Annotated in this window: 18 protein-coding genes; 5 read left to right on the top strand and 13 right to left on the bottom strand. The window is 41.5% G+C overall.

The features are described from left to right. Positions 1–166: 166 nt before the first annotated feature. A complete protein-coding gene (locus tag FHS45_RS01840; protein ID WP_062444785.1) occupies positions 167–865 on the top strand; it encodes a FadR/GntR family transcriptional regulator in 699 nt (232 codons plus the stop codon). 86 nt (positions 866–951) lie between these two features. Here the strand turns inward: FHS45_RS01840 and FHS45_RS01835 are convergent, their stop codons facing one another. The 12 genes from FHS45_RS01835 to FHS45_RS01780 form a co-directional block, all read right to left on the bottom strand. After that, positions 952–1995 carry a C45 family autoproteolytic acyltransferase/hydrolase gene (locus tag FHS45_RS01835; RefSeq protein ID WP_229717798.1) on the bottom strand — a complete coding sequence of 348 codons (1044 nt, stop codon included), beginning with the start codon at positions 1993–1995 and terminating at the stop codon, positions 952–954. Beyond that, positions 1992–3614, bottom strand: a complete 1623-nt coding sequence (locus FHS45_RS01830; RefSeq protein ID WP_062444783.1) for an amidohydrolase — start codon at positions 3612–3614, stop codon at positions 1992–1994. The genes FHS45_RS01835 and FHS45_RS01830 overlap by 4 nt, the downstream gene beginning before the upstream one ends. Positions 3615–3642: 28 nt before the next feature. Then, positions 3643–5145 carry a sodium:solute symporter family protein gene (locus FHS45_RS01825; RefSeq protein ID WP_062444780.1) on the bottom strand — a complete coding sequence of 501 codons (1503 nt, stop codon included), beginning with the start codon at positions 5143–5145 and terminating at the stop codon, positions 3643–3645. Next, entirely contained in the window at positions 5145–5363 is a 219-nt protein-coding gene (locus FHS45_RS01820; RefSeq protein ID WP_062444777.1) for a hypothetical protein, read from the bottom strand. Before FHS45_RS01820 ends, FHS45_RS01825 begins: the two co-directional genes overlap by 1 nt. Next, complete coding sequence (locus FHS45_RS01815) at positions 5338–6609, bottom strand: M20 family metallo-hydrolase (protein WP_308789075.1); 1272 nt, start codon at positions 6607–6609, stop codon at positions 5338–5340. Before FHS45_RS01815 ends, FHS45_RS01820 begins: the two co-directional genes overlap by 26 nt. Positions 6610–6865: 256 nt before the next feature. Beyond that, complete coding sequence (locus FHS45_RS01810; protein ID WP_062444773.1) at positions 6866–7405, bottom strand: chromate transporter; 540 nt, start codon at positions 7403–7405, stop codon at positions 6866–6868. Continuing rightward, positions 7402–7983, bottom strand: coding sequence for a chromate transporter (locus FHS45_RS01805; protein WP_062447772.1), 582 nt, complete (start codon positions 7981–7983; stop codon positions 7402–7404). Before FHS45_RS01805 ends, FHS45_RS01810 begins: the two co-directional genes overlap by 4 nt. 222 nt (positions 7984–8205) lie before the next feature. Continuing rightward, complete coding sequence (locus FHS45_RS01800; RefSeq protein ID WP_062444771.1) at positions 8206–9816, bottom strand: gamma-glutamyltransferase family protein; 1611 nt, start codon at positions 9814–9816, stop codon at positions 8206–8208. Positions 9817–9866: 50 nt separating this feature from the next. Beyond that, positions 9867–11402 (bottom strand): tripartite tricarboxylate transporter permease, encoded by a 1536-nt coding sequence (locus FHS45_RS01795; protein ID WP_062444769.1) that lies wholly within the window; start codon positions 11400–11402, stop codon positions 9867–9869. A 24-nt stretch (positions 11403–11426) separates the two neighbouring features. Next, entirely contained in the window at positions 11427–11891 is a 465-nt protein-coding gene (locus FHS45_RS01790; RefSeq protein ID WP_062444767.1) for a tripartite tricarboxylate transporter TctB family protein, read from the bottom strand. Between the two features lie 126 nt (positions 11892–12017). Continuing rightward, complete coding sequence (locus FHS45_RS01785) at positions 12018–13049, bottom strand: Bug family tripartite tricarboxylate transporter substrate binding protein (RefSeq protein ID WP_208416239.1); 1032 nt, start codon at positions 13047–13049, stop codon at positions 12018–12020. Between the two features lie 511 nt (positions 13050–13560). After that, positions 13561–15207 (bottom strand): PucR family transcriptional regulator, encoded by a 1647-nt coding sequence (locus FHS45_RS01780; protein WP_229717797.1) that lies wholly within the window; start codon positions 15205–15207, stop codon positions 13561–13563. A 210-nt stretch (positions 15208–15417) separates the two neighbouring features. Between FHS45_RS01780 and FHS45_RS01775 the strand changes: the two genes are divergently transcribed. The 3 genes from FHS45_RS01775 to FHS45_RS01765 all read left to right on the top strand — a co-directional run bounded on the left by FHS45_RS01775 (position 15418) and on the right by FHS45_RS01765 (position 19109). Next, complete coding sequence (locus FHS45_RS01775) at positions 15418–16776, top strand: aspartate aminotransferase family protein (protein ID WP_062444763.1); 1359 nt, start codon at positions 15418–15420, stop codon at positions 16774–16776. Between the two features lie 15 nt (positions 16777–16791). Continuing rightward, on the top strand, positions 16792–18252 hold the full coding sequence (locus FHS45_RS01770; protein WP_062444760.1) for a CoA-acylating methylmalonate-semialdehyde dehydrogenase: 1461 nt from the start codon (positions 16792–16794) through the stop codon (positions 18250–18252). 407 nt (positions 18253–18659) lie between these two features. Then, positions 18660–19109, top strand: coding sequence for an Lrp/AsnC family transcriptional regulator (locus FHS45_RS01765; protein WP_062447768.1), 450 nt, complete (start codon positions 18660–18662; stop codon positions 19107–19109). 196 nt (positions 19110–19305) lie between these two features. On the opposite strand, the gene FHS45_RS20080 is transcribed toward FHS45_RS01765, so the two are convergent. Then, positions 19306–20031 carry a hypothetical protein gene (locus tag FHS45_RS20080; protein ID WP_208416237.1) on the bottom strand — a complete coding sequence of 242 codons (726 nt, stop codon included), beginning with the start codon at positions 20029–20031 and terminating at the stop codon, positions 19306–19308. A gap of 144 nt (positions 20032–20175) precedes the next feature. Between FHS45_RS20080 and FHS45_RS01755 the strand changes: the two genes are divergently transcribed. Beyond that, positions 20176–21222, top strand: coding sequence for a M14 family zinc carboxypeptidase (locus tag FHS45_RS01755; protein ID WP_062444758.1), 1047 nt, complete (start codon positions 20176–20178; stop codon positions 21220–21222). Positions 21223–21265 lie beyond the last annotated feature (43 nt).

Here is a 21265-nt window from a genome sequence, read left to right as displayed (position 1 = left end):
GAATCTCCCACTAGCGTCTATACATATGATGTCGAATGTAGTATTATTTGGTGTATACATACTACGTATGATGTAATATCTAGTATCTTACCGAATAAGCAATCATTTGTAAACATAATTAACAGAAAATTTATTTTATTCAAAAATCACGTGTGGAGGGATGACCATGCCAATCACTTTCGATCGCCTAAACACATCGAAAACGATTTCTAAAGAAATTGTTGAGATTATTAAGGATAATCTGGTGAATGGAGAACTTAAACCTGGGGATAAACTGCCAACAGAAAAAGAGCTGATCGAGCAGTTAGGGGTAAGCCGGACACCGGTGCGGGAAGCAATTAAAATTCTTGAATCACTGGGAGTCATCCAAATCAAGCGCGGAGAGGGTATGTTTGTCACCGAAAAGCCCTCCCAGTTAACTTTAAATCCACTGATATTCAGCTTGATTATGCATAGTACGAATGTCCATAAACTCATCGAATTCCGACAGCACTTTGAAGTACTGTTATTGAACATGCTCCTTACTAAAAAGAACTTAAATATAGAAAGGATTGAAGCGGTCTATCAGTCACAAATAGAACGGATGAACCCTTCTCTTAGTCCCGAAGAACTGGTAGATATTGATTTAGAGTTCCACCATGCTGTATTAGAAGAAACAGACAATCCATTTCTAACTGAGATAGGCCGGACGATTTATGAATTGATCCGTCCACGTATGATTCATTTCAAGCACTCGAAAAATATAGAGCGGACGCTCGCTACTCATAAAACCTATCTTGATTATTTAAAAGGAAAAGATGACTTCCACCCTACGGAAGCTGTTAGATGGATGATTCAGAACAATGAAGAGATGATTCAGGAATAAGCTGTTAAACAAATAATAAAATCCAAGCCCAATAGCCGTAACTTGTTCCATGACATTAATTACGGCTATTCAGCTTTTGGATATCTTTATCTTTTACAAGGCTTTCCTTTTGACCATGAAAGTTCAGAATCAGTAAGATTCATAACAATACTAAACACCGTTTCCATCTTGGCACGCCCAACCTGGGTAGGAGAGGAATGCCGACAAATAGAACTCGGGTAATTTTCATGACTGGACAGTATCTCAAATAAATCCTCTTTTCCTATGTCTTTCTCCTTGATCTGAGCTACCAGGTTGTTAACGGATGAGAAACGACTGAACGAATCAGGGAGTGCATCCTCCTTCACTTCCTTTTTCATATTTTCAGAACAAATATGATTCGTATGTGTTAACGTACCACCCTTAACATGCCTCTCAGCAGTATGAACCGGCGATACTTCCATACTTACCATCTCTTCTGATCTTGAAGCGATTAAAAAGTGAGCGGCAGACGCCATTTGATCATTCGCAACTTTTGAGTAAGCTTCTTCTAATGAGGCAGATTCTAAGATAGAACGCAAGCCTAAATGGATCGGAACTTTCGGTTTCCAGGTATCTGTTACTAAGGCGTTCAGACAGACCCCTATTCCGCTATTATTCATTCCAATTTTTCCGATAATCCCCGCTTCCGTAATCATTTGTATGGACGGCAATGCTTCTTGTTCGATATCAAGCTGGACGATTGAATCGGTTTGTTCACCCTTCCAATCCCAGTTTTGAGCCAACCATGTCTTGGTAGTTTTTGGTTGAGTAAGCGCAAATGCCGTACACCCATCCATTGAATTGATGAGGGCTATTTCGCTTCTTGCGTTAAGCACCAGCACATCTTCAAATGTGACACCCGCCCCTTTGGCCAGTCCTTCCATTTCTTTCAGGAAGTTTTCATTATATTTTTCGATTGCGCTGATGTGTAAGCATGCTTTTTCAATGGCATCCTTCCATGACATGGACGAATATTCCTCAAACATTTTTTCGTATGTCTGCAAACTATTCGTCACTTGCTTTTTAGCTTTTTGTCCATGCTGGAATCCAATTTCAAAAGACGAACCAGATAGTATGATAACCTCATCTTTCTTGGAAGTTTTATTCATGACAGCACACCTGTTTTGTTTTTGTCATAAACAAGTTCTCCATCTATTATGGTCCATTCCACTTGTGCTTCGAGTAACTCCTCTGTTCCGGCATTCAATAATGAACGATCAAATAAAATGAGATCTGCCAATTTCCCTGGCTCCAGGCTTCCTTTCACATCTTCTTCAAAGGAAGCAAAAGCACCGTTGATAGTATACATACGTATCGCTTCCAGCAAGGACACTCTTTGGTTTTCCCCTATCGTTTGTCCTGTATGGGATTTACGTACTAAGGATGTATGAATGCCACGCATAGGCCAAAAATCCGTAACCGAGCAGTCTGATGCAATTGCAGCAGTGACACCCTCTCTCAGGTAGTCCCCTAATGGGTACATATGGTCTGCCCGATCTCCATAATTCTTTACATATCCATCCCCATATTCATAATGGAAAGCAGGGTTTGGAATTGGGACTACATTTTGCTCCTTCATTCGCTTGATCAAGTCTGGTGCAGCAACCCCTGCATGCTCAATACGATGCCTGGCATTAGGCCGAGGATGGAGCTTATTTGCTTTTTCAATACAATTTAATAACATATCGATGGCAGCATCCCCCTGGGCGTGGGCAGTAATTTGCCAGCCTTTCTCATGTGCAGGAATAAATAGTTCATCCACTTCTTCTTGACTAAAATAATGAACTCCACAGTAATTTTGATTACTTGTATACGGTTCGCGTGTCCATATCGTCGGCCCACTGCTGCTCCCGTCAAGAAACAGCTTGACCGGTCCTATACGAAAACGGTGATCTCCTAAGCCTGTGGTTATTCCTGAGGCTACCATATGTTTGACTACATCCTGAGCTTCACTCAAAGCCCCAACCATTGCATAAACCCGTTGTTTAACGACGCCATTTTGGGCAGCTAACTGAAGGGCCCGAAGATTATCCATCCCATATCCTGTTGCATCATGTATGGATGTTATACCTTTTTCAGCAAACTTGCTGGAGGCTATTGCATGGGCTTCTTCCATTTCTTTTTCGGTAAATGCTGCAATATTGAACATTTTCATATGGGCATTCTCAATCATAAGCCCAGTCAGCTCTCCAGCTTCATCTTTCTCATAAGAACCACCTTCCGGGTCAGGTGTAGCCTTATCAATTTCCGCAAGCTTAAGTGCCTGGCTATTAACAGCAGAGATGTGACCACAAGTCCTTACTATTATAATAGGATGGTCTGTAGACACACTGTCTAATTCTTCTTTCGTAGGGAAGCGTCCTTCTTTCATGTTTTGCTCATTGTATCCCCACGCTCGTATCCATTCACCTTTTGGTGTTTCATCAGCTCTGTTCTTTAGCTCCACAAATAAATCCTCAATCGAATTAATATGTTCACTTTTGCAAGAAATAGAAAGCTCATTCGTTCCATACATAGTAATGTGGAGGTGGGAATCGATAAAACCTGGCATCAGCGTCCTGCCATTCAGATCAATAACTTCACTGTCCTCGTTTTTGAGCTGTAGAATATCTTCGCTCGATCCTACTGCAATAATTTTATTTCCTTCAATCGCAATTGCTTCAGCCACCTCGTCGTGAGCATTGACTGTAATTACTTCCCCATCAATATACAAATATCGCTTTTCCAATTGAAAACTCCTCCTTTTCTTATACTAATTACTTTGCTTCTTTTTGCACGGAAGGGTTACGATCCTCATACAAATCATCCACCATATCCGGGAAGAAGCGTTCAATGGTTCCCCTTGAAGCAGGCTTGGTCATCAGGGATACCACCACGAATACCGCCATGTTTAAACTCAATCCCCAAATACCGGCATGGATTCCAAGGGGGTGCGGGTATATGAATGAAAAGGTAACGGTGACCAGAAACCCTGCGAATAATCCCCAGAATGCCCCGTGCTTTGTAGCCCTTGGCCAAAAGAACATCCCCACAATAGCTGGGAACGCCTGTCCGATAAAGCCATATCCGATTAAAAGAATGTAAACTAGACTTGCCGGCTCCATGATCGAAATAGGTGCAATGATAAAACCCATAATCGGAAAGATCAACCTTCTTGTCCATTTACCGGCAGTGGCATCATCCCATCTAAACAACGGCTGCAGTACGTCTTTACTATAGCTGAGCGCCGTAGCATGGATACAAGGTTCACTGGAAGACATGGCAGCTGCAAGAGTCCCTGCACCCAGCAGCCCGGCTACAATGACAGGCATATTATCAACCGCCATTTGGATGGCAACAGTATCAGGATTTGCAAGGTTCGGATACATAAAAATTCCTATAAAACCAACAACAATCATTGGTATCAGGACAAGGTAAAAAGTGGGTAAAAGCGTAGCTGCTCGTTTGATGGACTTTTTCGAACTCGCCCCCATCCATTGAATCCAATGGGTTTGCCAAATAGAAAAGACAGAAATTAAGATCGATGTGGTCCAGAACTGGACATTCATATCCCCTAATCCACCAGGCAATGTCATAAACTCCGGAATATCAGTCCTTACTCGTTCAAAAATAGGACGGAATGAGTAGCCTCCTGTAAATTGACGGGTTGCCCAAAGTCCTATAAACCACGAAACAACTAACATTAACCCACCTTGAAAAGCATTGGTGACACCAATCGCTTTCAGACCACTCCGGAATAAATAGATGGAAATTACTCCGAGTGATAAAAACACACCTACCCAGGTCGGGATCAGACCATAGCTCATGACATTCAATATATACGCCGCTCCTGTCGTTTGCAGGATTGCATAAGCTAGAATTCCTATGGATGTAACGATCGAAGCCAATGCTCCCAGCTGCTTACTCTCATAACGGTCCGTAATAGCAGCTGACTGGGTAACATGCTTGTACTTCTTTCCAAGTTCCCATACTTTTGGACCGAAGTACCAGGCAATGATCCCCATGTAAGTTAAATACACAACGACATAGAGTGCCGGAACTCCTTTTGAAAATGCCCAGCCAGGTGATCCCATAAAGGTATACGCGCTCACCCCTCCAGCACCAATTAAAAGGTACATCATCACCGGTCCCATACTCCGGCTTCCTACTCCCCATTCTTCGGCGGTATCCATTTTTCTACCTCTTCCTGCAGAATAGCCAAGGATAACCGCAATCACCATATAGGAAACCGTTATCATAAATGGAATATAGATCCCCATTATTTCGCACCTCCTATTTTATTAATTAAAATTAAAGTAAATGTGGTAACAAAAATGATAACTACCGATAAAGTCATTAAGATTGGCATACCAAGAATGATCGTTTCGTTGTTGACAAGAGGTATGACTGGCCAGCTCCCTAACATGATTACAACAAGAATCAGGCCTAAACTAAACCATCCTTTACCTGTTTTAGGAAGTTTGAATGTTGCTTTCATTTGTATTCCCTCCCACATTTAAATGTTTGTTATTAACGATTCTTGTGACCGTATGGTAGAGGAGCTGAGTACCTATAGTAATATCTTCTATGTCAGCATACTCATTCGGGTGGTGACTAAGCCCTTTTTCACAACGCACAAAAATCATTCCATATGGACAACAGTCAGCCATAATTAAAGAATCATGAAAAGGCCCGCTCATTAATTCGAATGGTTCTTGTCCCATCTCTGTTAATTCTTCCTGCATGATTTCCTTTATCCAGCCGGCACAGTATTTGGGATCGCTGTTCGTATCCTCTGTTATGTGGTAATTCAACTGGTACATTTGAGCTGTGGTGGTTATGAGTTGATACAGCTGATCTTCATATTTTTTCCTTCGATCTGGCAGGAGATCTCGTAGATCTATCGTAAATGTAACTTTTTCAGAGATTGTGTTTCTGGAATTAGGAAAGTTATTGATGAACCCTACTGTTCCAACCGTAGGGTGTGACAGATCACTTTTTACCATTTCATCAAACAAATGAATCACTCTTGCAGCGCCAACCAGGGCATCCTGTCTCAATCCCATTGGCACAGCACCGGCATGACCAGAATGTCCTTCGAATTCAACGGTCAGCCATAGCGGACCAGATATTCCGGATACAATGCCGACGGGGAGATTCTGACTCTCCAGCAATGGGCCTTGTTCAATATGCATCTCTAAGAAAGCGCATACATTTTCGGGGGTATATCGGGGAGGTTCCATATGATTCGGGTATAATTCTATGTCTTTCAAGGCCTGGGCTCTCGTGGTACCATTTATATCTTTGAGCTCCATTTCTTCCGCCTCTAACTTGCCAGTAAGAGCTCTAACACCAAACAACCCTTTGTTAAAGCGAGCACCTTCTTCATCAGCAAATGATACGATTTCAATTGTTCGTTCGAGTTTGATATGGTTTTCCTGCATCAATTGAATAACTTCAATGGCGCCAAGCACACCAATAGTTCCATCAAACCTGCCAGCATAAGGCTGCGTATCAATATGAGATCCTATAACGAGACGAGTTAAAGAGGGATCGTTTCCTTCATAGACACCAATTAAATTACCGAAAGAATCAATAGTTGACGTCATACCTGCTTCGTTCATCCAGCTTGACACCAGATCCATGGCTTGTTTATCCTCTATGGAATGTGCTAAACGACAAACACCTGTGTCACTGATTTTACCTATTTTCGCCAATTCTTTTAGTCGATTTTCTAATCGCAGCTGATTTACCAGTGGAGACTCCTCCTTTTTTAAAAATTATGAATTTAAAAAATATTATGTTTCTACTATAATGAAATAAGTCATTTACTACATTAATCATAATGTTAAAAATGAAGGTAACCTCTTTTACACTTTGTCTAAAATTGGATAATATCTTAACTGTTCAGCATCTGAACCTGATAGTAATGGCAGCTTAGAATGAAAACTAAAAAAATACTGAACCACCGGTATAGGAGATTCAGTATTTTTTCATTTTCTATATCACTCCACCAAGAAAGATTGCCCCATAACCCAAGGCACCTACAATCACTAGTGCTGGATGGACTTTTACTTTTTCCAGCAAAATGTACCCTATCCCTATCAGGAAAATAGTCTGGTAGATACCAGCTCCTGAATAGGAACTTGCAAAAAACTCATAAGCCATAACGCCAAGCATGACTGCGATTGCAGGGCGAATCAATACGGTCATACGCTTTACTTTCGGAGAGTCTTTATACTTGTAAAGTATTCCTAACAGCACAATCATAAGAATTAACGAAGGAGCTACCGTTGCAAATATACCTACAAACGCACCTAACATTCCGCCTTGTTCAAACCCAATATAACCTGCCATTTTTGTGGCTATTGGGCCTGGCAAAGCATTTCCCATCGCAAGCAGCTCGCTAAATTCATTGGTCGTCATCCACTCGAATCGTTTGACCACTTCATTTTCCACTAGTGGAATGGAAGCAGGGCCACCGCCATATCCTAGAACGCCCGGTATGAAAAATGCCGAAAAAATTTGCCAATAAATCATGAAGCTCCCTGCCTTTCCCTGACTTTTGCTTGATCACCTTTATCTTTTTTGAGAACAGCGGTAAGTAATAAAACAAAAATCAAAATCCCTGGATGAATATTTAGGAGTTCAAGAGCAATTACACTAGCTGCCACAAGCCCGATGCTTCCTCCCCATCCCAGTCCCTTCTTCGCCTTCTTAAAAAAGTCCCAGGTTAGTACAGCAAGCATGACGCCAACAATCGGTATTACGGCTTGTGTCATGCCCGATACCCATGGTTTATCCTTAAAGGTTTGCAATGAAGTTAGCAAAATGATCATCAGGATAATGGTAGGAACAATGGTAGCCAGAACTGCGTTTATAAGACCTGTTACGCCTCCAACCCGATGGCCGATATAGCCTGCCATTTTTGTTGCAATTGGGCCTGGCAGTGTATTCGCTAATGCGAGCGTATCACCAAACTCATCATCCGTCATCCATTGGTACCGCTCCACTACCTCCTTGTGAACTAGCGGAATAGATGAAGGACCTCCCCCATATCCAAGCATTCCAACTTTAAAAAAAGCCCATGACAGTTTCCACTGTTCTTGGAATATCATCCTTTTACCAGAGGTTTCTTTTTTAGCGGTCATGTCCTGAGTTTCTTCTCTCGCTTCCGCACCTTTTCCTGTCACCATAAGTCACCGACCGATTTACCATATGCTTCTTTCTGATGAGCAAAAGCGTGCGGTAATTGTACGTAACCACAATAATGTTGATGTCTGCTCATTAACTCACCCCTTTTTTCATTACATATATTGATAGAAAAGAAACTTGGAAATCTACCAGCCAAGCACTAAACCATCGGTACGTGATTCTGAACCTCCTGCCAACACTCCTGTTTCAGGGTTTCTGACAATGATTTGTCCTCTTCCAAAGCTGAGGCTATCCACTCTTTTGACAATTTGGTGTCCTTTCCGGGATAAAGCCTGGGCAATATGGTCAGGAAAATGCGGTTCTACCTCAATGGTTTTTCCGCTCACCCATTTCCAGCGGGGAGCGTCCAGGGCAGCCTGCGGATTCAAGTGATAATCAACCATATTCATCACCACTTGCACATGGCCCTGCGGCTGCATGAATCCTCCCATCACTCCAAATGGTCCAACTGGACTTCCGTCTTTCGATAAAAAGCCTGGAATAATCGTGTGATACGTTTTCTTCCCCGGCTCCAGACGATTATAATGATTCTCATCCAAAGAAAAGGACCATCCCCGGTTTTGCAGGCTTATTCCGGTTTCTGGAACGACCATCCCGGAACCGAATCCTTTAAAATTACTTTGAATATAAGAGATCATGTTTCCTTCTTCATCTGCTGCAGCCAAATACACGGTGCCCCCAGCCAATGGATCACCTGGTTCTGGGAGTAGAGCTTCTTCATCAATCAGGCTTCTTCTTGTGGCTGCATAAGCTTCGGATAATAGTTCGTTTGTAGAAACCCCCATTTTACCCTGTTCGGTAATGTATTTCAGCCCATCCACATAAGCCAGTTTCATAGCTTCTAATTGTCTGTGGTAGGTATCAACAGAACCATTATCCGTAACTTCAAAACCATCTAAAATATTTAATGCCATTAAGGCAATCATTCCTGATCCATTTGGAGGGATCTCCCAAACGTCATACCCTTTATAATTCACACGAATAGGGTCCACCCATTCCGGTTTATATGTAGCAAGGTCTTCTTTTCTTAAAAAGCCCCCATGCTGCCTGGAAAACTGATCGATTTTATCCGCCAGCTCCCCTTCATAAAAAGATGCTGCCTTTGTTTCAGCAATTGATTTCAAAGTACTTGCATGGTGAGGGGAAGACCATATTTCACCTGCTTTAGGACAACGGCCTTCAGGGGCAAATGTTTCTGACCATGGCTTGAATTCCTCTCCTTGTTTCTCCGAAAAAGTAACATAACCTTCTTCCCATAACTGACTGACAACCGGCGAAATCGGGAACCCATTTTCTGCGTAGTCAATTGCAGGCTGTAACATCTTCTCAAACGATAGCTTGCCAAATCGTTCATTCAACGCTTTCCAGGCAGATGGTGCACCTGGGATCGTAACTGGAAGCATCCCGTGCTCTGGCATTTCTTTATAACCCAGCTTTTTCACTTCCTCAATAGAAATACTATTTGGAGAAGGTCCACTGGCATTCAGGCCATGAATATCTCCCTTCACCCAAACAATGGCAAACGCATCACCACCAATTCCGTTTGACGTTGGCTCCACTACCGTTAAAGCTGCAGCAGTAGCAATAGCAGCATCAATGGCATTCCCGCCCTGCTTTAGGATATCCATCCCAGCCTGTGCAGCTAAAGGCTGGGACGTCGCTACCATCCCCCGTTTCCCATAAGCAGTCATTCTTTTCGAAAAGGAAGGGTTGTATAAAGAATCAAATTTCAGCATCATAAAACTCCTTATTAATTAGTAGTTTAATAGTAAGTAATTACAAACAGTCAGGATATTTTCTTTCCTTCATCATCTTCATCAATTGCGTCCCCCGGTGTTGGCGCAGCTTTTCTATTTTGTTTGATTGAAATAATAATAGAAAGTAAGGCAAAACCGAAAAACACCAAAGCAAGCGGTCTTGTGAAGAAAGTTATCCAGCTGGGATCAAGCTCTAGAGCCCGGAATATTTGGTTTTCAAGGTTATGTCCAAGTACGACACCAAGTATCAATGGGGTTAAAGGTACATCAGCTTTCGAAAGCAGGTAACCAATAATACCAAATCCAAACAGAATCCAAATATCAAAAACATTATTGTTAAGTGCAAAGGCCCCTACTGCACAAAGCATCAAAACAATAGGTACCAGGATTTGCTGAGGCACCAAAGAAATTTTGGCAAAATAACGAATCAATAGAAACTGTGAAGCAAGCATGACAATGGCACCCACAAAAAGACTCACATAGATAGCACCAATGAGTACCGGGTGCTCCTGAAACATTAATGGACCTGGTGTAATTCCGTGAAGAATCAGCACCCCCATCATAATTGCCATAACCAAATCTCCCGGAATACCTAAGGCGAGGGTTGGAATAAAGGCCCCTCCTGCCACAGCATTGTTGGAAGATTCCGAAGCAATAATTCCATCCGGAATACCTTCTCCATACTTATCCGGGTGTTTGGAAAACTTCTTGGATTGATCATAACTTACAAAGTTCGCCACCGATCCGCCGGTTCCAGGAAGCGCCCCGATCACACTCCCGATAAGGGCTGAACGTAACGTATTGATTTTTTGGGACCATAAGTCTTTTCCAATTTGCCTATAGGGAATGTCTACTTTCATATCTGGCTGTTTCGACTTCCCTTCTTTATCTTTTTTCAGCTTTTGAACATTACTCATTAATTGAGAAAATGCAAAGACACCGATCATGACCGGAAGCATTTCAAAACCAGCGGAAAATTCGCTGACTCCAAAATCAAACCGTAAATTACCACTGCGATCGAGACCTATGGTAGCTATAAACAGACCAAAGGCAGCTGCAATCAGCCCTTTAATCATTGCCCCATTCGAAAGACTGGCTACTAAGGTAAGAGTGAAAATGATTAAAGCCGTAATTTCCCAAGGACGAAAATTCAGACTGAATTTTGCAATTAAGGGTCCAAAAATAATTAATACAAACACACTGACGATCGTCCCTATAAAGGAGGCGATCACTCCAATGCCAAGTGCCCGTCCCGGTTCTCCTTTCTGAGCCATTGGATAGCCGTCATAAACCGTTGTAATTGAGGAGGGTGTGCCCGGGATGCCAAGCATGACACCGGAAATTAATCCCCCTGAATAGCCCCCTACAAAAACTCCGATCATTAAGGCCAAGCCATTTATCGGGTCCATCGCAAATGTAAATGGGAACGCCACTAAAATTGACATTGTAATGGTGAAGCCAGGAATACAGCCGCCAATGATACCGAATATAACCCCTATTGTAATTAATAGTAAGGTTGATAAATTCGATACCTCACCGATTGCTTGAATAAAGAATTGTCCCATAATGTACTCCCTTCCATTTATGGTTTAAGGCAGCCAAACATTTAAGCCATAATTAAAGATAGCAAAAACTGATAATGTCGCTATGACCGTAACGGTGATATTCAACATTACATCCTTTTTATTTTTTACTCCCATTAAAATGGCCATAGAAATAAAAAGATAAAGAGCTGTCGATAGGATGAAACCCACCCTGGAAAGAATAAAAACATAGACTCCAAACGCAACGAACAAGAAAATAATTTCATTGTATTCCTTCCAGAAACCTGGTAAATCAATAAATTTATTATCTGATCCTTTTGTTTTTTTATTTCTAAATGAGTTAATCAACAGAAACAGCGCTAATACTCCCATAATACCTAGCAGAATACGGGGATAAAAAGCAGATCCATATACTTGCCAGCTAGTCTTCTCTGGAATCCTCATAGACTCGATATACATAATGACAATAAAAACCCCCACTGCCAGAGCAAAAGAACGATCTTTTGTCATTGGTTACCACCCTTCATTCATGTAGTACCATTACTGATCAGACACGAAAGGGGCCGATGTATTCAATCAGATATTGCTCACTTCGCTTAAGCTTGAAGCCCATCGTCCCCCACCTTGTCCTCGTTTCTATTTATTTTCGAAATCGATACCTTCAGCTATTTCTGTCAATGTAGCTTCCCGTTCCTCCAAAAATTTCTTATATTCATCACGAGGAAGGAAACTTGTTATTGAACCTAACTCATTGTTGACTTTATTCTGTACTTCCTCACTTTCAAGGGCTTTTTTAAATGCTTCTTCGATGACCGCAATATGCTCATCCGGTGTTCCTTTTGGTGCAAATAACCCACGGTTTGTTGCATTTTCAATTTCAATTCCTTGCTCATTAAGTGTTGTTGTGTCCGGCAGTAGTTCCAGTCTTTCATTATGTGCAATTCCAACTGGAGTGAGTGAACCATCATCATAAAACCCCTTGCCAGATGGAATATTCAACATAGAAAAGTCTACTTCATTCGCATAGAGGGCTGCTACCTCATCCCCAGTGCCAGGATAACCCACAAAATTGATGTTCTCCTCGGGAATTCCAGTCTCAGCTAAAAATTGGGCCATAAAGAAGTGACTGGTAGAGCCAGGAATCATACTGATCTTCGCCTTCCCTGGGTTTGCTTTTACATACTCAACAAACTCCGCTGCTGTTTCAATTCCGGATTCAGCATTCACAGAAGGAATGTTAATAGTCTTTGTTAAAAGAGATATTGGTTCAAATGCATCAAATGAAAAATCGGAGGATCCTGATAAATAAGAGGTTGCTATCGTATCGTGGCTTCCTAAGATGGTATAACCGTCCGGTTTGGCGTCCTTCACATGGCGAGCACCTAATGTAGCTCCCGCCCCTTCCATATTTACTGGAACTACAGGCTGTCCCAGGTGTTTTTCTGCTTCTTTAGCAACTAAGCGAAAAATAACATCGGTGGCCCCGCCTGGCCCATATGGAATGACCAGTTTAATCGGCTTCTTCGGAAAATCCGAACTGGCCGCCTCACTTGATTTACTTGCATCTGCACTGGCTTCTTTGGTGGAATTAGATTGTCCAGATGTTCCACAAGCTACCAAGCTAATAGCAAAGAAAATTAATAGAAAAACCATTAAGTATTTTTTCACCTTTCAAATTCCTCCCCTTTATTGGATTATTACCTATTGCCGGGTGGGACTGAGCGTCATTGCAACGTCATTAGTTAATAAACATAAACGTTTAGTTATTTAAATAAATATACCTCCCTCCTCAATCCAATCTAAATGACCCCAAGAATCTAAATTCCCTTTGTTAAGCAAATATAGAATTATAATTTACTTACAACTAAAAAATCCTCTATTTGGTTTACAAGTGTATCAAAACTAAATCACATAATCAATAACTTTTCTGAAAATTGTTAATTATTTTAAAAATGATACAATTATCACTATAACCATGAATATTTACCTATTTCAGCCTCGGTATCTTCCTTTAAATGATAGAGAGGATCACTTAAATAACTCCTTACGTAAGTCATAGACATAAAAAAACCAAAGAAAAAGAATTTCTTTGGAGCGATGATGTGCCAATATAAAATTAGAGAGTTTATTTTTGCTTAGCCACACACTTTCCCGCTTGGGCAATGGACAGTTGCACAATTCAAATATTTTCCTGCCGATTATGATAATCAGGAAACTCTAAGAATTGATGAGCTTTGATTGCTGTCTCTAATGCTAAACGGTTTCCCGCTTCTGTATAGTCCACCTTAAGTAACTGTTCTATTTTTTCTAAACGATGATATAGTGTCTGGCGGACAATGTATAACTTCTCTGCAGCCTCTTTTTTCGAGCAGCCACATTCCAGATAGACCGTAAGGGTATAAAGCAAATTACTATCATTCTCTGAGTCATGAACAAGGAGAGGCCCTAAGTAATCTTCGATATACTGAACTAACTCCCCGCTATTTTTCAACTGAATCAAAAGCCTGTATATCCCAGCTTTATCATAAAAATAGGTCGGACTTATCGTAGCAGCCAACTGGAGTATTTCTCCAGCTTGTTCATAATGCTTCCCCACATCGTCTATATTTTTAAAGACCCCACTTACACCTGCCTGACACTGACTCCCTTCCAAAATATTTTTTTCATCTATTGTATAAATTCGATTGATTAGTTTAGAAAAATTAGTGGTATCCTGTTTTAATTCCTCTGTGGATATAAACGAACAAATAACGGCAATTTCGTGTTTTCTAACAGAAACCGCAGGAAACAAGCCATGTTGTTTAAACAGGGTTCGTATGAGCATCGACCTTTTTAATTTCATTTCTTCCCAATCCCCTTCTCCCATCTGGAAATTAGGAATCTCTGTTTTGATTACTATTACTCTGTAATATAAATTACTGCTGGAGAATGTAAGAAAGGTCTGAATGTCATCTCTATTGTAGTCCTTTCCTTGTATTAAGTTACGGACAAGCTCATCCTCTGATTTTAATTTTCTTTCTTCTATTGTTCTATCTCTTAATAGAATTTGAGCAATCGCTAAAGAGGCCCGATCTAAAACGGAATAGAAAAAATCATCTATAGAGAATTCAACGATTTCCATGCATAGATACCCCCAGACTTGTCCGAGCCCGATCACCGGACATATGGCAAAGCTTCTATCAGCAATCGTTAATGTTTTTCGCTGTAAATTATCTTTTTTCCATGTTTTCACATGACGGCGAATTAACTCTTCCAGTTCCTTTTTTTCCGGTGGGTGATAGTATGAATGGGAGTCGTCTGCAATGAATAAAGCAGGAAGTCTAAAATAGTCGTGCAGTTTTTTTAAAATTTTTAATATCCCATTATGGGACAGGGAAAGGTGGGTGAATTCTGTTGTCAGTTCACTTAACTCATGAAGTTTTTGATGATGTTGATTAATGATTGATGTGTGTAAGTCCTGTGTAATATCTACGAATTTCACCAGGTTCTCAAATACGATAATTGGAAATTTGTGTTGATTCGCTAACTCTATTATATTTGTTGAAAGCTCACTAAAATACTCCCCTTTTTCAATGCAAATTCCAGCGGCGTTTTTATTGATTAAACGCTGATATGTTTCCTCATTGGCGGAGTCCAGCTCTAACCCGGATCCTGTCGTGAGGATTAGTTCCCCACCATTGATTAATAAGTCAAAATCCTTTGTCTCCAAAATATGTGTCCATTTGACTGGCCTGCTCAATCCCTCAGCACCAGCAACTAACCTTGCATCCTGGAATGTATCCCTCCCCAAGACTTCTTTAACGGTAAGTTCCAATCCTTTTGCCACCATAACCCCTCCATAATGTAAAAATTAAACCGGCTATCATTTAACACTATGTAACATGATAATCTTCTGAATTGTCTGTAAAATAAAGTATGAAATATTCTATGAGGGGTGTCAACTGCACCCTGTACTAATCAGGCTGCTTTTTAGCTGGCAACATTGTCCTTCTATCAATGGACAATTCGTAAAATTAATATCCGAAGGAGTGTCCGTATGGAAAGTGTGAAACAAAGTACACAGTCACTCGTTGAAAAAGACAAGGAGCATGTATGGCACCACATGGCGCAATACAAACCAGGATCTTCCCCTATGATTGCATCCGAAGCCAAAGGTTCCTGGATTACTGACCATGATGGAAACCGCTATTTGGACGGAATGTCAGGTCTTTGGTGTGTCAATGTCGGTTATGGCCGTGAAGAACTTGCTCAGGCGGCTTTTGAACAAATGAAACAGATGGCGTATGTGCCAATGACACAAAGCCATGAGCCTGCCATCCATCTGGCAGAAAAGATCAATGACCTGCTAGAAGAAGATTATATGATTTTCTATTCCAATAGTGGTTCTGATGCCAATGAAGTCGCCTTTAAGATTGCCCGCCAATACCATCATCAAAATGGGGATCCTTCGAGGCACAAAATAATATCGCGCTATCGGGCCTATCACGGAAACTCTTTTGGTGCCTTGTCAGCTACTGGGCAGTCACTGCGAAAGTATAAATATGAACCACTTTCTAGTGGTTTCATCCATGTCTCTCCACCTGATAATTATCGGAAACCTTCCGGACAGTCCATAGAAGAATACAACATACAATGCGCCAAAGAAATTGAAGACAAAATTATCTGGGAGCAAAAAGAAACCATTGCCGGCATTATTATGGAACCATTGATTACAGGCGGTGGCGTATTTATTCCTCATCCAGTCTATATGAAAAAAGTGGAAGAAATCTGCAAGCGCCATGGCGTTCTATTAATCATTGATGAAGTGATTTGCGGCTTTGGCAGGACAGGTAAAATGTTTGGACATATGCACTTTGACATCAAGCCGGATATCATCACTATGGCGAAAGGGCTTACCAGCGCTTACCTTCCTCTATCCGTTACAGCCGTACGGAAAGATATCTATGAAAAATTTACGCAGGATGGGGAGAATAACCACTTCCGTCATGTCAATACATTCGGTGGAAATCCGGCTGCCTGTGCAGTGGCGCTTAAAAATATTGAAATTCTTGAAAATGAGAACCTGGTAAGCAGGTCTGCTATATTAGGAGACCGTCTCCAGGAAGGACTGGTTGAATTGACAAACCACCCTTACGTAGGAGACCTTCGCAGTCTCGGATTCTTAATCGGAATCGAATTAGTCGAAGATAAAAATACAAAGCAGCCGGCTGATGCTGAAAGAGTGAACCGTATCATCAAAGGGTGCAAAGCTAACGGTCTGATCGTCGGTAAGAACGGCGACACAGTAGCCGGCTATAATAATATTCTTACACTGAGTCCGCCTCTATCATGTACGGATGATGATTTAGGTTTTATAATTGCTGTCATTAAAAAGGTCTTTAAAGAAAATGAATAAACAGGAGGATATGATATGACTCAAACAATTGTTAATACACTAAAGAACTATGTAGGTGGTCAGTGGATTGAATCAAAGTCAGAAAAATCGGAGAAAGTCTATAACCCCGCCACGGGAGAAGTAATCGGAAACGTTCCACTCTCATCACAGGAAGATGTCGATCATGCTGTATCCGTGGCCTCAGAAGCTTTTCAATCATGGAAAGAAGTACCAGTGCCAAAACGCGCCCGCATTCTATTTAAATATCAGCAGCTGTTAGTCGATAACTGGGATGAATTAGCCAAACTAATTACTCTTGAAAACGGTAAAAGTTTTAAGGAAGCATACGGCGAAGTTCAGCGTGGCATTGAGAATGTAGAATTTGCGGCCGGGGCTCCATCGCTAATGATGGGAGAACAACTCCCGTCCGTTGCCGAAGGACTGGAGTCTGGCGTCTACCGATATCCAATTGGTGTTATCGGAGGGATTACTCCATTCAACTTCCCAATGATGGTACCAGCCTGGATGTTCCCGATGGCGATTGTGACAGGGAATACTTTTGTACTTAAACCTTCCGAACGCACCCCATTATTAGCCAATCGTCTGGCTGAGTTATTCGAAGAAGCCGGACTGCCGGCAGGTGTCTTTAATGTCGTCCATGGTGCCCATGATGTCGTAAATGGTCTGCTCGATCACAATGATGTTGCAGCTATTTCATTTGTGGGATCTCAGCCTGTTGCCGAGTATGTTTATAAACGTGGGACTGAAAATCTAAAACGGGTACAGGCACTAGCCGGTGCAAAGAACCATTCCATCGTATTAAAAGATGCAAACATGGATAATGCCACTACGCAAATTCTAAACGCAGCATTCGGTTCTGCCGGCGAGCGTTGTATGGCAGCTTCTGTGGTTGCCGTTGAAGAGTCCGTCGCTGATGACTTCATTGACCAACTCGTCCATAAAGCCAATGAAATCACAATCGGAAACGGCCTTGATGAAGGAATATTCCTCGGCCCGGTCATCCGCGACAGCCATAAAGAACGTACCTTGCAATACATTGAAACAGGTGAAAAAGAAGGAGCACAGCTTGTCCGAGATGGTCGTCTTGATGAAGAGGCAAAACAAGAAGGTTATTTCGTGGGACCGACGATTTTTGATAATGTCAATTCAGAAATGAAAATCTGGCAAGATGAAATATTCGCCCCAGTGCTGTCCATCGCACGAGTGAAAGATCTGGATGACGCAGTGGGCCTCACCAATCAGTCCCGCTTTGCCAATGGAGCCTGCATATTCACCAATGACGGAGGAAGTGTTAGACGCTTCCGCGAAACAATCGATGCCGGCATGCTCGGTGTCAACATCGGTGTTCCTGCACCAATGGCATTCTTCCCATTTTCAGGCTGGAAAGATTCATTTTATGGAGATTTACATGCCAACGGAAAAGATGGCCTCTCATTCTATACCCGTCAAAAAGTAGTTACAACCAGGTGGATATAGAAAGCCTATATTAATTACTGCTATTTAAAGGATCAGTTAATAAACTGGTCCTTTTTGTTGTTTACTTGAATTAAGATTGTGTGTGTTCTATCGGTTGCAAAGCAAACAATACCAAATAACCTCCCGCTTTCACTTCATAATTGTATACTGAACATACAAGCCACAACCGCTATTATTTCCCGCTAATTAATTCCGAAAGTTAATCATTATAGGATAATTAATTAACAAAAGATATTGTATTATAAAATATTATGTTGTATAATTCAGAAAATCAAAATTTCCTTTCTCTCAAAATTAGCTTTGTTGGAAACATTAAATGTTATCATGCTAAAATTTTGATAGTATCAGTTAATGACAAAAATATGCAGAAAGCCGGTGACTTAATAATGAAAGAGAAAGACACCTTAATGAAAATTGATGATATAGATAAAAAAATATTGGAGTTATTAATCGAAGATGGAAGGTTATCTTACACGGATGTTGGAAAGCAGCTAGACCTTTCCAGGGTTGCCGTACGTGCTAGAGTTAATCAGTTGATTGAGTATGGGGTAATTGAAAAATTCACGGCAGTCGTAAACAGTGAAAAAGTCGGTAAAAAAGTATCCGCATTTTTCGAAGTCGATTGCGAGCCAAGATCACTTGTAGAAGTAGCAGAAAATCTTGCCAAAAACCCATACGTTGCAAGCTGTTATCAAATGACCGGGCCAAGTACCTTACATATGCATGTCCTCGTCAAAGACTTTAAAGAGCTGGAATCGTTTATCAATAATGAGTTATATGCACTGGAAGGAATTACGAGGGTAGAAAGCCATACATTGTTACGAAGATTTAAGAGCAGAAGTGGCTTAAAGCTATAAAACTGATAGCATCAAATTACTGAATTCTAAAACTAATTCCTCAAAAATAATAAAATCATATAAAAATGCTCGGAGCTTACCCTCCGAGCATTTCCTTTGATTGTAGGTATTAATCTCATCGTTATAACAAAAAGTTGAAAAGAGTTCCTTAATTTTGAATCGTGCACCTCCCTGCAAACATGTACTTTTACGAAAATTATTCCAAAGGGATCAATTTCACCCTTGCAGCAGTTTCCATCACATCACCCTCAGACGTCCAGAAGATATACTCTGTTTCACCAAAACTCCCATCACCTAAGATGGTATTTACATCTGCATAACCGGAACTTCCATAAATGATAAAATTGCTTCCTTCCCCTACTGGTACTGCTTTGTATCTCCCTTCCGGAAAATCCTGACCAACGAGGTATTGCCCGGCTGCGAATTCCTTCGGCTCCTCTCCCGTTTCTACTACAATATTAGTGAGTCTTTCAATCTCACTTTCTAAGTCAGAGACTTCTTTCTTTTTGCCTTCGATGGTGGCATTAAACTCATCAATCTCTTTTTGGAAAGTGGACAACTCCTGTTCAGCTGCATCGCGTTTTTCAATGACTTTTACCGCTTCGTCATACGCTTCTTTTTCTTTCTTATAATCTGCCTTCACTTTATCCAGCCTTTGCTCTGTATCACGAATCTCTTCTTCGTTCTCCGTCACCGTCTCTTCTTTTTCTTCAACTGCCTGCTCTACCTCTTCCTCCAGATTTTCAAGCTCTCCCTCTGCTTCACCAATCTTGGTAAGCAATTCGGAAAGGGTTACTTTTGAATCCTGGAATTCGCCTTTGGCCTGAGTTGTTCCCACACTATAAAACACGGATGCAATGAGGATGATAGCTAAACCAATCCCAGTAACTTTAGCTGTTTTTGATTTGAAAAATTCTTTCACCTGTTCTCCCCCTTTTATTGTCATTATATTCCTGAACTCTATGACCAATGACCAATAGCTCACTAAGACCAATTTCATAATTAGGTAATGAGAAAAGGATTCAACTGTTTTTTGTCGAATCGTGTAAACAAAGGAGGAATTTGTATGAAAAAACAACTAGCAACCATCGCCTTATCCGGGACAATCCTAGCCGGGGGAATGATGGCTGACATGCCGACAGCCCAGGCGGCAGGGAATGGACCAGACTACCAGGGACACGAGACAATCAACACTTCCATCCTGCATACATACACGGAAATGGTGGATTTCCTGGAAACACAAGAGAAAAAACAGGCAAATATGGAGCTCGAAGTGATTGGGGAAACGGTGAAAGGAAGGGACATGCATATGGTGAAGTACATGCAGAATCCGGACAACCCGACTATCCTCTATATCGCCCAGCAGCATGGAGACGAGGCACTGACGACAGAAGGTTCACTTGAATTCATCAAGCAGCTTGGCACGGGTAAGACAAAAGGAATATTAGAAAACGTCAATCTCCTGATCATCCCGATGTATAATGCTGACGGAGCCATGGGAGATGTTAATTATGAATTAGAAGATTATGCAGCGAAGGGCGATCGTCACCTTACTCGTCTGAACGCGAATGAGGTAGACCTGAACCGCGATCATGACGCGAAGACACAGCCAGAAACCCAGGGCCTTCATGAAAATGTCCTGCAGAAATATGATATCGATTATATGATTGACCTTCATCATCAAGGAGCACAATGGATAAAAGACGATAAATATGTATCCGGTGCCATCTTCCCTTCTCACCCTGACCACACAGCACCGGATGTATTTCACGGTTCCCAACAGCTCGGCGCTGTTGTGTATGATGCAATTGAACCGAAAGGCTGGGGTCATCTCGCCAACTATGCCGGTAAAGGTTCCGCGTATGACAACGGCATCAGCGTCTATGGACTCGCCCATGATTACGATATATCCACCCTTCTTTTTGAAATGCGAGGAACACAGGACAATGCCAATGACTTTGAAGTACTAGGTCAAAAGAGTAATGGATACCTGACGAAACAGGCAGTAGTAGCAATGGATGCAGCAGCCAGAGCGATTGCGGATGCCAGCATTCAGGATAAGGATGTTTCTTTCTGGGATGACTTGCCTGTTCAGGAAGAAAGTCCGTATTAATTAGTAGTTCTTGAATCCTATGTACTATTATCATTTGTGAATA

Origin of the sequence: Thalassobacillus devorans, assembly GCF_011761345.1 — a bacterium.
GTDB lineage: Bacteria > Bacillota > Bacilli > Bacillales > Halobacillaceae > Thalassobacillus > Thalassobacillus devorans.
Note: the sequence above shows the minus strand (reverse complement) of the source record. Positions and strands in the feature narration are given on the sequence as shown.